The organism is Streptococcus sp. M334, from assembly GCF_000187745.1.
Lineage (GTDB): Bacteria > Bacillota > Bacilli > Lactobacillales > Streptococcaceae > Streptococcus.
The window spans coordinates 443,536-459,982 of sequence record NZ_GL732486.1 but is presented as its reverse complement, the minus strand read 5'-3'; the positions used below and the strand labels follow the sequence as shown (position 1 = coordinate 459,982).

Annotated in this window: 8 protein-coding genes and 1 pseudogene; 7 read left to right on the top strand and 2 right to left on the bottom strand. The window is 35.0% G+C overall.

Features of this window, described 5'->3' with window-relative positions:
• Positions 1-66 precede the first annotated feature (66 nt).
• Both HMPREF0851_RS06760 and HMPREF0851_RS06755 read left to right on the top strand, forming a co-directional pair.
• Positions 67-6,555: a ZmpA/ZmpB/ZmpC family metallo-endopeptidase gene (locus HMPREF0851_RS06760; protein WP_000417198.1), complete on the top strand. Its 6,489-nt coding sequence runs from the start codon at positions 67-69 to the stop codon at positions 6,553-6,555.
• A gap of 43 nt (positions 6,556-6,598) precedes the next feature.
• Positions 6,599-11,797, top strand: a complete 5,199-nt coding sequence (locus tag HMPREF0851_RS06755; protein ID WP_000054785.1) for a ZmpA/ZmpB/ZmpC family metallo-endopeptidase — start codon at positions 6,599-6,601, stop codon at positions 11,795-11,797.
• 342 nt (positions 11,798-12,139) lie between these two features.
• Here HMPREF0851_RS06755 and HMPREF0851_RS06750 read toward each other — a convergent pair whose 3' ends face one another.
• Positions 12,140-12,481 carry a type II toxin-antitoxin system RelE/ParE family toxin gene (locus tag HMPREF0851_RS06750; RefSeq protein ID WP_000385026.1) on the bottom strand — a complete coding sequence of 114 codons (342 nt, stop codon included), beginning with the start codon at positions 12,479-12,481 and terminating at the stop codon, positions 12,140-12,142.
• Complete coding sequence (locus HMPREF0851_RS06745) at positions 12,471-12,758, bottom strand: type II toxin-antitoxin system RelB/DinJ family antitoxin (RefSeq protein ID WP_000105961.1); 288 nt, start codon at positions 12,756-12,758, stop codon at positions 12,471-12,473. Before HMPREF0851_RS06745 ends, HMPREF0851_RS06750 begins: the two co-directional genes overlap by 11 nt.
• A gap of 589 nt (positions 12,759-13,347) precedes the next feature.
• Between HMPREF0851_RS06745 and HMPREF0851_RS15590 the strand changes: the two genes are divergently transcribed.
• The 5 genes and pseudogenes from HMPREF0851_RS15590 to HMPREF0851_RS06725 all read left to right on the top strand — a co-directional run bounded on the left by HMPREF0851_RS15590 (position 13,348) and on the right by HMPREF0851_RS06725 (position 16,440).
• Positions 13,348-13,521: a hypothetical protein gene (locus tag HMPREF0851_RS15590; RefSeq protein WP_000159601.1), complete on the top strand. Its 174-nt coding sequence runs from the start codon at positions 13,348-13,350 to the stop codon at positions 13,519-13,521.
• Positions 13,518-14,176 (top strand): annotated as a pseudogene (locus HMPREF0851_RS06740) (replication initiator protein A). Before HMPREF0851_RS15590 ends, HMPREF0851_RS06740 begins: the two are co-directional and overlap by 4 nt.
• Positions 14,177-14,275: 99 nt before the next feature.
• On the top strand, positions 14,276-15,634 hold the full coding sequence (gene dcm / locus HMPREF0851_RS06735; protein ID WP_001210979.1) for a DNA (cytosine-5-)-methyltransferase: 1,359 nt from the start codon (positions 14,276-14,278) through the stop codon (positions 15,632-15,634).
• Positions 15,618-16,067, top strand: a complete 450-nt coding sequence (locus HMPREF0851_RS06730) for a hypothetical protein (RefSeq protein ID WP_000645880.1) — start codon at positions 15,618-15,620, stop codon at positions 16,065-16,067. Before dcm ends, HMPREF0851_RS06730 begins: the two co-directional genes overlap by 17 nt.
• On the top strand, positions 16,060-16,440 hold the full coding sequence (locus HMPREF0851_RS06725; RefSeq protein WP_000566529.1) for a hypothetical protein: 381 nt from the start codon (positions 16,060-16,062) through the stop codon (positions 16,438-16,440). The genes HMPREF0851_RS06730 and HMPREF0851_RS06725 overlap by 8 nt, the downstream gene beginning before the upstream one ends.
• Positions 16,441-16,447: the final 7 nt, after the last annotated feature.

Sequence of the window (16,447 nt, the reverse complement as noted above, 5' to 3'; positions counted from 1 at the left end):
AAGATAACAAGCTAATATAATAAAGTTTGCCTTACATATTTTTAAATTTTATTTCAAGGAGGAATCATGGAAAAGTATTTTGGTGAAAAACAGCAGCGTTTTTCATTTAGAAAATTATCAGTAGGACTTGTATCTGCAACGATTTCAAGTTTATTTTTTATGTCTGTATTAGGTAGTTCATCTGTAGAGGCTCAAGAGACTAAAGGTGTTCACTATAAATATGTGACAGAGTCAGAGCTATCATCAGATGAGAAGAAGCAGCTTGTCTATGATATTCCGACATACATGGATAATGATGATGAGACTTATTATCTTGTTTATAAATTAAATTCCCAAAATCAACTGGGAGAATTACCTAATACTGGAAGCAAGAATGATGTTCAAACCTTGGTTGCTGGTGTTAGCTTAGCTGCTCTGGGGATTTTAATTTTTTCCGTTTCTAAGAAAAAGGTTAAGAATAAAACAGTATTACATTTAGTATTGGTTGCAGGAATAGGAAATGGTGTCTTAGTTTCAGCTCATGCTTTAGAAAATAATCTCTTACTGAATTACAATACTGACTATGAATTAATCTCAGGAGAAAAATTACCTCTTCCTAAAGATATTTCAGGTTACACTTATATTGGATATATCAAAGAGGGAAACATAACTTCTGAATCTAAAGTAAATAATCAAGAGAAATCAGTATCTAGTCCAACAAATCAACAAAAGGTAGATTATAGTGTTACACCGAATTTTGTAGAAAAGCCATCAAAAGTACAAACTATGCAGGAAGAAAAACCTGTTTCTACTAAATTAACCAATCCAAGAAAAGAAGAGAAACAATCTTCAAATTCTCAATCACAATTAGCAGAACATAAGGATGTACAAGCTGGAGCTTTGATAACAGATAAAGGCGCCCCAGAAGTTCAACCTGAATTGCCAAAAGCAGTTGTAACAGATAAAGGCGAACCAGCAGTTCAACCTGCGTTACCTGAAGCAGTTATAACCAACAAAGGTGAACCTGCAATTCAACCAGAGCTTTCTGAAGCGGTAGTAAGTGACAAAGGTAAGTCAGCAGTTCAACCAGCTTTACCAGAAGCTGTAGTAACCAACAAAGGCACCCCAGAAGTTCAATCTGAATTGCCAAAAGCAGTTGTAACAGATAAAGACAAACCAGCAGTCCAGCCTGCCTTACCAGAAGCTGTTGTAAGTGATAAAGCTGAGCCAGCAGTTCAACCAGCTTTACCAGAAGCTGTAGTAACCAACAAAGGCACCCCAGAAGTTCAACCTGAATTGCCAAAAGCAGTTGTAACAGATAAAGACAAACCAGCAATTCAACCTGCGTTACCTGAAACAGTTGTAACAGACAAAGGTGAATCAGAGCAAGTAGCTCCACTTCCAGAATATACAGGAGTACAAGCTGGAGCGTTAGTAGAACCAGAGAAAGTAGAAGCGCCAAGAGAGTACACAGGAGTACAAGCTGGAGCTATAGTAGAACCAGAACAAGTAACTCCACAACCAGAGTACAAGGGGACTCAGTCTAGTGCCATCGTCGAACCAGAGACCCATGCTTCCTTACCAGAATATACAGGTGAGCAATCAGGAGCTGTTGTAGCCCCTGAGACAGCTGAAAAACCAGAATATACCAGCATCCAGTCTGGAGCAATAGTCGAACCAGAGAAAGTAGCTCCACTTCCAGAATACACAGGAGTACAGGCCGGAGCAATAGCAGAGCCTGAGAAAGTGGAAGCTCCGAGAGAATATACTGGTATACAAGCTGGAGCAATAGCAGAGCCTGAGAAAGTGGAAGCTCCGAGAGAATATACTGGTATACAAGCTGGAGCTATAGTAGAACCAGAAAAAGTAGAATCGCCAAGAGAATATACAGGAGTGCAAGCTGGAGCTATAGTAGAACCAGAAAAAGTAGAACCGCCTAGTGAGTTTTCTGGAAGTATTGAACGACCAAGTACAGAAGAGACTAAACCAAATAATGAAAATACTAATACATCAGAAGAAATGAGTATTCAGAAAAAATCTAGTGCATTAATTAATATGAATTTTGTTACTAATTCAAATACTCAGCCAGCAGTAGGTTCAGCCACATTTATTGCACCAAATGTACTTTTAACAGTGGCTCATAATTTTATTAGCAGTTCTTCTGATAATACTACAGGTAAGTTCATAGGGGATGAAACCAAAAATACATATGAATGGGTAACTCCCGATGGGCGAAAAGGAAGATTTACTGCTAATGATATCCATTTTTATAATAAACAAGATTATCCAAAAGGATTTATCTATGATTTAGCAGTGATTAAGCTACCTGCAACAACTGACAGAGAACATGTAGAATTAGTTAAAAATTATACTAAAGTAAATCTTAATGACAAACTAAATGTTCATGGATATCCAGGTGGGAAATATACGCACTTAAAAGATGCTAGGGTAGAAATGGAACAAGAATATGCGAATAACACCTACGGTGTTCAATATCAAGGTGGAAATCCTGGTATGAGTGGTGGAGGAATATTTAATGCTAATGGTGAAGTCATTGGTGTCCACCAAAATGGAGCACAAAATCGCTCAGGCGGATTGATTTTATCTCCTACACAATTAGCTTGGATTAAGAGTATTATAGCAGGTAATGAAATTCCACCAGTATACGATAAACTTTATCGTCATAAAGATGAGAAAAAAGACGATATTAAAGAAGAAGTTATTAAGAAATTGGAACTTAGAAATATAACTTCTGTTGAACTATATTCTAAAGAAGGTGATAAGTATCGTCATGTTACTTCATTAGATTCTGTGCCAAATGCTCCACAAAATTACTTCATGAAAGTTAAATCAGAGAATTTTAAAGATGTGATGCTACCAGTTACAAGCATTACTAATACTAATAAAGATAATAGAGATGTTTATAAAATAGTAGCAAGTGTAAATAATCTGATACAACATGAAAATAATAATGTACTAGAAAATTATACATACTATTTACCAAAAACTCAGCAAAGTGAAACTGGTGTCTATACATCATTTAAAAATTTAGTAGATGCAATGAATAACACTCCTAATGGCACATTCCGTTTAGGTGCAACTATGGATGCTCGTGAACTTGAACTTCCAGATGGTCAAGAAAGTTATGTGAAAAATGAATTTCATGGAACATTAATAGGGCAAAATAATAATAAGTATTACGCTATATATAACCTGAAAAAACCACTGTTTAATGTGCTAAATAGCGCTACAGTAAAAGATATTTCAATAAAAGATGCCAATATTTCATCAAAAGAAGATGCTGCAACATTAGCGAAAGAAGCGAGAAATAGAACTGTAATTAGTAATGTTCATGCTGATGGAGCAATAGCTGGGGAACATGGAATAGGGGGATTAGTATCACAAGTTAATAATTCTACTATTTCTAACAGTAGCTATACAGGTAGAATAACTAATACATATAACACAGTTGCTAGTTATCAAATCGGAGGTTTAGTAGGTAAACTTTCTGGTTCGAGGGGATTAATAGATAAGTCGTTCGCATCAATTGATTTAGCATCAAACGCAACTAAAGGGGATCAATCTATTGGTGGAATAGTTGGTGCAGTAGAAGATAGTGCGCTAATTAGTAATAGTTATGCTGAAGGAAATCTTAATAATGTGCAACGTTTTGCAAACGTTGGTGGAGTAGTTGGTAATCTTTGGGACCCAGTAGGCGGATTAGAAAAATCTGGTCAACTATCTAATGTGCTAAGTGATGTTAATGTTACAAACGGTAATGCAATAACTGGAAAAGATTTCACTGACATGAAAGCAAATCATGTATATAGCAACAAAAATAATAAGGTTGTAAACGTAGTACAAGAAGATGATGAAATCTTAACTAAGGATTCTGATGTTCAAAGAGGAGAAGTATTAGAAGACGCACAGATTAAAGAGAAAAAAGCTGCTTTTGTATCTAGAAATACTATTAAAACAGAAGACTTTAATTTCTCTTCTAGATATGTAACTGACTATAAAAATCTTGAGAATGCCGTTTCATCTAAAGAAAAAGTATATAAAAATATAGAAAAACTATTACCGTTCTATAATAGAGAAACAATAGTTAAGTACGGAAATTTAGTAGAGTCAAGTAGTAATCTTTATAATAAAGAATTATTATCAGTTGTTCCAATGAAAGATAATGAAGTAATTAGTGATATTAACAAATACAAATCAAGTATAAATAAATTATTACTATATTACGCAGACAATACATCAGAGAAACTTAATGTAAATTATCAAAGTGATTTTTCAAATGTAGCTGAGTATAGAATAGGCGATACAAAATTAATTTACACACCAAATACATTACTTCGCAATTATAATAATATTTTAGATAAAGTATTACCAACGTTAAATAGTATACAATATAAATCAGACGCAATTAGAAAAGTATTAGATGTTTCTAAGGATGTTAGTTTAACGGAATTATATTTAGAAGAACAATTCGATACTACAAAAAATAACTTGAGAGATAGTTTAACGAAACTACTTACTGCAGATGCTGCAATAGCTGAAAATAATAATAAGATAATAGATAATTATGTAATCGAAAAAATTAAAAATAATAAGGAAGCTTTACTTCTAGGATTAACATATTTAGAACGTTGGTACAATTTCAAATATGGTGATACAAAAGCGAAAGATTTAATTATGTACCACTTGGATTTCTTCGGTAAATCAAATAGCTCAGCGTTAGATAATGTTATCGAACTAGGTAAATCTGGATATAATAATTTACTAGCGAAAAATAATGTTATAACTTATAACGTTTTATTAGCGAAAAATTATAAAACTAATAATTTATTTGATGCTTTGGAAAAATATAGAAAAGCTTTTGTACCAGATAAAACAAATAATGAGTGGTTTAAAGAACAAACTAAAGCCTATATAGTAGAAGAAAAATCTACAATTAAAGAGGTAAGTGATAAGCAATCAATAGCTGGTAGTCCATATTCAATTGGAGTATATGATAGATTAACTAGCCCATCTTGGAAATACCCAAGTATGGTCTTACCGCTATTAACATTACCTGAAAAATCGGTGTTTATTATTGCGAACATTTCGACTATAGGATTTGGAGCTTATGATAGATATAGAAGTAAAGAACATCCAGCAGGAACTAATTTAAATGACTATGTTGAAACAAAAGCTAAAGAAGCGGCTGCTAGATTTAGAGATCACTATGATTACTGGTATAAAATATTAGATGATAAAAATAAATCAAAATTGTATAGAAGTGTTCTAGTCTATGATGCATTTAGATTTGGTACAGATGAAAAAGTAGATAAAGATACATACCAAGCTAATTTTGAAACTAATCATCCAGCGATAAAACATTTCTTCGGTCCAGCGGGAAATAATGTTGTTCATAATTCTAATGGAGCCTACGCTACAGGGGATGCATTCTATTATATGGCATATCGTATGCTTGATAAAGATGGTGCGGTAACTTATACACATGAAATGACACATAACTCAGATCGAGAAATTTATCTTGGAGGATACGGAAGACGAAATGGACTTGGACCAGAGTTTTATGCTAAAGGATTATTACAAGCTCCAGATCATCCAAACGACCCAACTATTACAATTAACTCTATATTGAAATATGAAGAATCAGAAGATCCAACTAGACTTCAGGTAAAAGATCCTACAAAACGATTTAATAATGCAGAAGACTTGCAAACATATATGCATAATATGTTTGATGTAATTTATATGCTAGAATATCTAGAAGGTAATGCAGTTGTTAACTTGGATATTTCTAAGAAAAATGAGTTATTGAGAAGAATAGAAAATAAATTTGAAACAGATCCAGATGGAAGTAAGGTTTATGCAACTAATGTTATTCGTTACTTAAATGATAGTGAACTTAGAAAATTAACTACATTTAATAGTTTAATTGAAAATGATGTCATTACTAGAAGAGGATACGAAAATGGAAATGACAATACTTTTAAACGAAATGGATATTATACAATTAAACTATTCTCACCAATATATTCTGCTCTAAGTAATGATAAAGGAACTCCGGGTGATTTAATGGGTCGTCGTATGGCGTTTGAGTTGTTAGCTGCAAAAGGTTTTAAAGATGGAATGGTACCATATATTTCTAATCAATACGCGGAAGAAGCAAAAGCAAATGGTGACGTTATTACATCATATGGTAAAAAAATCGGTAATGTAACTGATGATTTAGTGCTTAAGAAAGTGTTTAATAATGAATATAAATCATGGATTGATTTCAAAAAAGCAATGTATAATGAGCGAATAGCTAAATTTAATAAATTAATGAGCATTAGCTTCATTAACCCAAATGGAGATTGGTTCAGAAAAGATAGAGTGACAATAACAAATATAAATGCGCTTCAAAGAATGATGACTGATGCTGTCAATGAAGATGCTGAGGATTATCTTGTGAATATATATCCAGAAAGAAGTAGAGTTCATAAACTTAAACAGGCAATATATAAAGCTTATCTCGATCAAACGAATGACTTTAGAAATTCAATTTTTGAGAATAAAAAATAGTGTTTGCTATTAGGAAATAAAAAGTAAAGGTAGAGGATTACAATTGTCATTATTAAAAAAAGATAAATTTTCCATTAGGAAAATAAAAGGTATTGTTGGCTCAGTATTCTTGGGAAGTCTTTTATTCGCTCCGTCAATTGTTGGTGCATCGACTTATCACTACTTGGATTATAGTAATTTGACACAAACTGAACGTGATCAGCTCAAACAAGGTAGACCTGACGAATCAAAAGAATCATATGCTTTGGTTTATGAGAAAGACGCACTACCAAATACTGGTCAATCACAATCTATTATGACTGTATTTGGTTTATTGACCATCGGTAGTCTTGTTGTAGTTATTACAAAAGATAAGAGAAATAAAAAAATAGCTACATTTTTGATTGTAGGGGCGACAGGTTTAGTTACACTATCAACTACTTCAGCACTTAATTTGAATGCTAACATCCATGAGTCTGGACGTGATGGTGTGTTGCAAATTTCTGGTTACAGATATGTTGGTTACTTGGAATTTGATGAGAGAACGGTTTCATCGGTTTCGCTAGTTGAACAATCCAAAGTTGTAGCAGAGAAAGGCGAACCTGAAGTTCAACCAGCCTTACCAGAAGCTGTTGTAACTGAAAAAGGGGAACCTGAGATTCAAGCAGAATTGCCAGTAGCAGTTGTAACTGAAAAAGGCGAACCTGCAGTTCAACAAGAATTACCAGAAGCAGTCGTGACCGACAAAGGAGAACCCGAAGTTCAAGCAGAATTACCAGCAGCTGTAGTCACTGAAAAGGGAGAACCTGAGGTTCAACCAGCTTTATCAGAAGCTGTAGTCACTGAAAAAGGGGAGCCAGCAGTTCAACCAGCCTTACCCGAAGCAGTTGTAACTGAAAAAGGGGAACCTGAAGTTCAACCAGCCTTATCAGAAGCCGTAGTCACTGAAAAGGGAGAACCTGAAGTTCAACAAGTGTTACCAGAAGCTGTAGTCACTGAAAAGGGGGAGCCAGCAGTTCAACCAGCCTTACCCGAAGCTGTTGTAACTGAAAAAGGGGAACCTGAGGTTCAACCAGCCTTATCAGAAGCAGTTGTAACTGAAAAAGGCGAACCTGAAGTTCAACAAGTGTTACCTGAATATACTACAAAAGTTGCACCAACTTTGACTTTGGATAAGGTAACAGAAGATGCGATGGATCGTTCAGCTAAATTGGATTACACTCTTGAAAATACAGGTAATGCTGAAATCAAGAGCATTATAGCTGAGATTAAAGATGGGGACACTGTTGTTAAGCGAGTTGATTTATCTAAAGAAAAATTGACAGACGCTATTCAAGGTTTGGATTTATTCAAAGATTATAAAATTGCAACAACAATGACTTACAACCGTGGTGAAGGTGATGAAACATCTAAACTGGATGAAAAACCTTTACGTTTAGAGTTGAAAAAAGTTGAAATTAAAAATATCGCATCTACTAATTTAGTGAAGGTAAATGACGATGGTACTGAAACACCTAGTGATTTCATGACTGAAAAACCTTCAGATGAAGATGTGAAGAAAATGTACTTAAAAATCACTAGTCGTGATAATAAAATAACACGTTTAGCAGTTGATAAGATTGAGTTGGTGACTGAAAAAGAAAAAGAACTTTATAAAATTACAGCAACTGCTCAAGATTTGATTCAACATGTTGACCCATCTAAAACCAGAAATGAATACATTCATTACATTGAAAAACCTCGTCCTAAGGTTGATAATGTTTACTATAATTTTAAAGATTTAGTGGATGCTATGAATGCTGATAAAAATGGTACATTTAAAATCGGAGCAGATTTGAATGCAGAAAATGTACCAACGCCTAATAAAGAATATGTACCTGGGACATTTAGAGGTACATTGACCAGTGTAGAAGGAAACCAGTATTCAATTCATAACATGAAACGTCAATTATTCGGTGGTATCGAAGGCGGTTCAGTTAAAAATATTAACTTAGCAAACGTTAATATCAATATGCCTTGGATTAATGATATTTCAGCACTTGCTAAGACTGTTAAAAATGCGACAGTTGAGAATATCAAGGTTACTGGTAGCATTCTTGGAAACAATAGTATTGCTGGTATTGTTAATAAGATTGATCGTGGTGGCCTGTTAAGAAATGTGGCATTTATCGGTAAATTGCAGGCTGTTGGTGATCGTGATGGGAATTTAGCTGGTATTGCTGGTGAAATTTGGAAAGGTAACTTAGATAGAGCATATGCTGATGTAACAATCACAGGTAAACGAGCTAGAGCTGCTGGACTTGTCGCGAAATCTGATAATGGTATGGATAATTTCACTGTAGGAAAAGAGGGTTCTGTTCGTCATTCAGTTGCTAAAGGTACAATTGACATTGATAATCCAGTTGATGTTGGTGGGTTTATCAGTTCTAACTGGGTATTAGGGCAAATTGAAGATAACGTATCAATGGTGAAAGTTTCTAAAGGTGAGATCTTCTATGGTTCAAGAAATATAGATGACGAAGGTGGTTACTTCTCAGGTAATAGACTTGAAAATGATTTCGTTGTTCGTGATATGAGTACAGGAGCCTCTTCATATCAACGTTCTAAACGTGTTAAAGAAATTAGTTTAGAAGAAGCTAATAAGAAAATTACAGGGTACAATATAACAGCTAGTGGATTTGAAATTAGTGCTCTTCCTGAAGATACGCTTAACCGTACAGCACCAAAATCAGAGGAATACAAATCAACTCAAGACTACAAATCCGAACGTGATTTGGCTTATCGTAATATTGAGAAACTTCAACCATTTTATAATAAAGAATGGATTGTCAACCAAGGTAACAAACTTGCAGAAGATTCAAACTTAGCTAAGAAAGAAGTCCTTTCTGTTACGGGAATGAAGGATGGTCAATTCGTGACCGATTTATCGGATATCGATAAAATAATGATTCACTATGCAGATGGCACTAAAGAAGAAATGTTTGTAACTGCTAATGCTGATTCCAAAGTGAAACAAGTTCGTGAGTATGCGATTGCTGGACAAAATGTTGTTTATACACCGAATATGGTTGTTAAAAATCGTGATAAATTGATTGCTGATGTTAAAGCTCAATTATCAAGTGTAGAATTGATTTCACAAGAAGTCCGTGCCTTGATGGATAAACGAGATACATCTAGAGATTCTAATGCTAATTCGGATGAACGTAAGAATGGTTATATTAAAGATCTATTCTTTGAAGAAAGCTTTGCGGACGTGAAAGAAAATCTTGACAAACTAGTTAAAGCTATTGTTGAAAACGAAGACCATCAATTGAATGGTGATGAAGCTGCGATAAAAGCACTTCTCAAGAAAGTAGAAACCAATAAAGCTAAAATCATGATGGCTCTGACTTATCTCAATCGTTACTATGATATTAAATACGGTGACATGAGTATAAAAAACATCATGATGTTTAAACCTGACTTTTATGGTAAGACACCAAGTGTTATTGACAGACTCATCAACATCGGTTCGAGTGAAAAGAACTTGAAGGGGGATCGGACTCAGGATGCTTACCGTGAGATCATCTCAGGTAACACTGGTAAAGGTAATTTACGTAACTTCTTAGAATACAACATGCGTTTGTTTACAGAGGATAAAGACATCAATGATTGGTTTATCCACTCAGCTAAGAATGTTTATGTTTCAGAACCTCAAACTACAAATCCTGACTTTATTAATAAACGTCATAGAGTCTTTGATGGGCTAGATAACGGCGTTCATGGACGTATGATTTTACCATTGCTCAACTTGAAGAAAGCTCATATGTTCTTAATTTCAACCTATAATACAATGGCTTATAGTTCATTTGAGAAATATGGTAAGTTAACAGAAGAATCTAGAAATGAATTTAAGAAAGAAATTGATAAAGTTGCTAAAGGGCAACAAACTTATCTTGATTTCTGGTCAAGATTAGCTCTACCTAATGTTCGTGATAGACTTCTTAAGAGTCAAAATATGGTACCGACACCAGTTTGGGATAACCAGACCTACAATGGTTCCCCTGTAGGTCGTCGAGGATTTGACAGTAAGGGTAACCCTGTAGCCCCAATTCGTGAATTATATGGTCCAACATGGAGACACCATGATAGAGACTGGCGTATGGGCGCTATGGCCTCAATATTCCCTAATCCAAATAATGATGACAAGGTCTTGTTCATGGTAACGGATATGATTAGTCCGTTTGGTATTTCAGCCTTTACTCACGAAACAACACACGTAAATGATAGAATGCTTTACTTCGGTGGTCATAGACACCGCCAAGGTACAGACGTTGAAGCCTATGCACAAGGTATGTTGCAAACACCGGATAAATCTACAAGTAACGGTGAATATGGTGCTCTAGGTCTTAACATGGCCTATCATCGTGAAAATGATGGTAACCAATGGTACAACCCAGATCCTGACAAATTAAAGACACGTGATGACATTGACCGCTACATGAGAAACTACAATGAAGCTATGATGTTGCTTGATCATGTAGAAGCTGATGCTGTACTTCCTAAAATTAAAGGGGACAATAGCAAGTGGTTCAAAAAAATTGACAGGGTCGATAGACATGTTGATAGTTTAAATAAATTAACCGCTCCACATCAATGGGATAGAGTTCGTGACCTAAATGACGGAGAGAAAACTAAGCCATTGGCAAGTATTGATGATTTGGTTGATAATAACTTTATGACTAAACATAATAATCCTGGCAATGGTGTGTTCCGACCAGAGGACTTCACGCCTAACTCAGCATATGTTAATGTTCAAATGATGGCTGGTATTTATGGTGGTAATACAAGCAAAGGTGCTCCAGGTTCATTATCATTCAAGCATAATGCCTTCCGTATGTGGGGTTACTTTGGCTATGCAAATGGATTTATCGGATATGTATCTAGCAAATACCAAGGTGAAGCGGATAAACAAAACCAAGGTAGATTGGGTGATGATTTCATTATCAAAAAAGTTTCAAACAACCAATTCTTAAACCTTGAAGATTGGAAGAAACATTGGTATCATGATGTTAAAGCCAGAGCTGAAAAAGGATTCACAGAGATTACAATTGATGGACAAACCATTCACAATTATAACGAATTGAAAGCCTTATTCGACAAAGCTGTCACAGAAGACCTCAAGAAAGCTGGAAACTACTCAAATACTGAGAATTTGAAATCTAAAGTATTCAAAGCCCTTCTTAAAAATACAGATGGTTTCTTTGATCCTTTGTTTAAATGAATATAACAAATAGCTATTTAATATGATGCTAGACAAAAACTAGCTTTAAAATAAAACCACACAGTGATAATTTCAGTTTTATACTCAATGAAGCTGAAAGAAACATTGTGTGGTTTTGTTTTATAGTCAATTGAAACAAGAAGAGGACATAAGAACCTCGTAAAAAGTATTGCACCTTAGTAATACAAAAGATTGAAGTTAGAATAATACAGTGTGGCTTCTAAAATATTATTAGAAATTGATTTGTTCATATTTTATTTCATTTCATTATAAAAAATTCTTGTTTATGATTTTTCATCTGCAAGCGATTTGCAGTAGATAAAAAGACTGAGAGCTTACTTCTCAGTCTTGGATATGTTGAAAGAGGTGGTCGAGTTGGTTTAGGTAGTCGGTGCGTGAATTGATAATTCTCAGGATATGGACTTCTTTTTCATGAATGAGGTAAAAGAGTAGGTATTGTTTAGAGACAATCATTCTGAGCGAGTTTCCTTGATAGAGGGAGTATCCGATTTTATGATCAAAGTTAATACCACCCTCTGGTGAGAACATGAGTAGGTTGCTGGTTTGTTGGAGGCGAGTGATGACTTTCTTGGCTATGTTTTCACTGAACTCTGTGGAGTAATAGATGAAAATATCGTCTAAGTCTTGTCTAGCTTGTTCTGTAAAGCGTACTTTATAGTCCATACTTTGAAAAGACCTCGTCTGCGTCGTAGAGACGTCCTTCGATGATGTCTTGGTAGCCTTTATCTAGTTCTGCTTTGAGTTCGCCTAGGAAGACTTCTGCTTTGAGTTGGTCGGCTGTCTTAATTGGGAGACCTTTTTCAAGGACGATTTGTTCTACAAAAAGGTTGAGAGCATCTGAAAGGCTGATGTTTTTGCTTTCTAGAATATTTTTTGCTTCTTCGAATAGTTGGTTATTGACTCGGAAGTTATAAACTCGGTCTCGTGTAAGTGTTGACATAGTATTTCTCCTTGTAATGTTGTTGTATTACATATATCTTACAAAAAAAGATAGAGAAAGTCAAGTATGGGGAAAATAAGCATTGGCAGTTTTTCATTACGTTGCAGTTTTGTAGAAAGATAAATGAGTGAATAGCAAAAGATTGGAATTTTAATCGGATTTAAAAGTTTCTTAATCTGGAAACAAGAGCAGACAAAATAAAGAAGTCATGATATAATATAAATTAGATTTCTATGTTATAAAGCAAGAACTGTTTGAACATCATTCATTTTATGTTCAAACGATAATAAAATAGGGGCTCTAAACCCTTGCTATGAAAGGAAAAAAACTCAATGGCTACTATTCAATGGTTGGTCTAGAAGATTTAAAATAATAAAACATTGTGAAGTAGAATAAATGCTTAAAGCCCTTGAAATTCAAGGGTTTTTATTGGTTTAGATTTTAATTCTTCACATTGTTATATATGCTTGATTGAGCAATAATCATCAATAAAAACATTTTTTTGGTGTTGAGTTTGGTGTTCAAATATTTATTATGTTACGGAAAGGAATTTCACAATCTTTCCGTTTTTTTATTTTCAGGAGGGAAAATGACAAAAGAACTACAATCATCACGCTATATTGTCATTTCATTTTTAGTACGTGAAATGGGAATTGACATTGTTGAAGCCATCTCTCTTATGGCTGAATTAGAAAAAAATGGCTTGGTTCGATTGGAATCAAGTGGAGATTTAATACTCAAAGAACTTGGAGGAGCGCTATGAAACGAATTACCGCAAATCAATACCAAACTTCAGAACGGTATTACAAATTACCTAAAATTCTTTTTGAGGATGAGAAATATATGGATATGAAACTAGAAGTAAAGGTGGGTTATTCTATTTTAAAAGATCGTTTAGAATTATCTCTTAGTCGTGGTTGGATAGATGAAGAAGGGGCGGTTTATTTAGTATTTTCTAATTCTAAACTGATGAGGCTGTTAGGTTGTTCGAAGTCAAAATTACTGTCCATCAAAAAAACTCTTAAAGAATATGACCTAATTGATGAAGTCCAACAGTCTTCAAGTGAGAAAGGGAGGCTAGCTAATAAGATTTATTTAGGGGAGTTGTCTTCTACCCCAGTAGCTAGTCCGAACAGGCCTAGTGTTAAAAAAAGACTAGGGCAGGTTGAAAATGAAACGCCCCCCGTCTCACATTCAGCCCCTAGTGAGACTGAAGTTAGTGAGACTAAATATAGTGAGACTGATTCTTTATTTATTGAGGATGAGGAGGATAGGAATTCTCAACCTATTTTGAGAGAATCTATCAGTATGCTCTTGACAATGTTCGCTTTGTTAGACGAGCGGAAGTTTTGGCTGAATTTGTGTTTAACGGCTTGTATTCTGTTTGGAATAACCGTGTTAGAAAAGGAGGTGGTTAAAATGTCGCCAATCGAGTGGATATTAGTTATACTCATTGTCATTTCAAGTGGAGTGACAGTTCTGACAATGATAGTTGATAAGAAAGGGGTGATAAAGAAATGAGATTTATTGATTTATTTTCAGGTATCGGTGGCTTTCGACTTGGAATGGAAAGTGTCGGACACGAATGTATTGGATTTTGTGAGATTGATAAATTTGCTAGGAAATCTTATAAGTCCATTTTTCAAACGGAAGGAGAAATAGAATTTCATGACATACGAGATGTTTCAGATGACGAATTTAAAAAACTTAGAGGGAAAGTCGATGTCGTCTGTGGGGGATTCCCTTGTCAAGCATTTTCAATCGCAGGAAGACGATTGGGATTTGAAGATACTAGAGGCACTCTGTTCTTTGAAATTGCTCGGGCGGCCAAACAAATCCAACCACGTTTTCTTTTTCTTGAAAATGTTAAAGGCCTACTCAATCACGATAAGGGACGGACGTTCACCACAATCCTTACCACACTTGATGAGTTGGGGTTTGATGTTGAGTGGCAGGTGCTTAACAGTAAGGATTTTGGCGTTCCCCAAAACAGAGAGAGGGTGTTTATTATCGGACATTCTAGAAAGAAAGGTACCAGACTCTTATTTCCTTTCAGACGAGAAGGTCAAGCAACTAACTCTGAGATTTTAAAAACATTAGGGAATTTGAATCCATCAAAAAGTGGAATGAGCGGTAAAGTCTATTATTCAGAAGGTCTTGCGCCAACCTTAGTTCGTGGTAAAGGAGAAGGATTTAAAGTTGCGATTCCTTGTATGACACCAGATAGATTAGACAAAAGACAAAATGGTAGACGTTTCAAGGATAATCAAGAGGTGATGTTTACTTTAAATACTCAGGATCGCCATGGTATTGTCGTTGTTGGAGATTTACCAACTAGCTTTAAGGAAACTGGTCGCGTCTATGGAAGTGAGGGCTTATCTCCAACACTGACTACGATGCAAGGAGGAGATAAAATCCCCAAAATACTAATTCCAGAACCAATCCAATTTCTAAAAGTCCGGGAAGCAACGAAAAAAGGATATGCTCAAGCAGAGATTGGGGATTCAATCAATTTAGAAAGACCAAGTTCTCAGTATCGTCGTGGTAGAGTTGGAAAAGGTATAGCGAATACGTTAACAACTAGTGGGCAAATGGGAGTAGTAGTGGCTAGCTATGAAGGGGAAGATAAGCAAGTTTATCATGTAGCCGGTGTCTTAATTGATGGGCAATTTTACCGTTTGAGGATACGAAGAATCACCCCTAAAGAGTGTTTTAGACTGCAGGGATTTCCTGATTGGGCTTTTGAAGCTGCTAGAAAAGTCTCTAGTAATAGTCAGCTCTATAAACAAGCTGGTAATAGTGTAACCGTTCCTGTGATTGCCGCAATCGCAAAGAAATTAAAAGAAGTAGAGGAAAAAGATGAAAGCATTAAATAAAGAATCAATACTAGATTGTGATGAATTAGAAACAGAATTACATGACGCAGAAATCAAACAACTGGATGAACAAATATTTTTGATGCCCAATTATCCATGTGAGTTTGAAGTGAAATTTTTAGATTATTACCATAAAAAACACAACTACCCACTATTTTATGAATCCTATCTTCAAAACATTATGGAATTCCTTGAAAGTCAGGATATAAAGAACGGAGCTGATGCCTTTGTAGATGATAATCATAATATTGTTTTTGTTTTATATGGGCAAGGCTATCGATCCGAGGGAAAAGAGGGAATACTTACAACCCAAGTAACTGTAAAAGCTTATGATGAAGACAAGCAACCGATTAACTTCGCAAATTTATTAGATTCCTTAATAGTCTCAGAATATCAAATGGAACCGAAACTTTGGGAGGTCTCCCATGATTGATCTCTATCTAAGTAAAAATAACCATAGAAATCAACTTCTTTTAGAATTCTTCCAAAACTATGGCATCGAGGTATCTTGTCATTCAGTTTCTGAAATGACAAAGGACAAATTAATTGAGATGATGAGCTATTCTTCAGATTGTTTCGAGTTTTTATCTCCCAATTTATTACGATTTAAGAACCGTGACAATTTAAGATTAACGGATTTCGTTGAGATGATTTTAAAAAATCCTGAACTAAACATCAGACTTCCTCTTGCGGTTTCAAATAAGCGGGTTTATCCAAATCTGAATTTGGAAGAGGTTAGAGCTTTATTGCCAAGAGATACGAAACAATTGATTTACATGGCACAAACACATTATTTATCTAACTAAAGGAGAA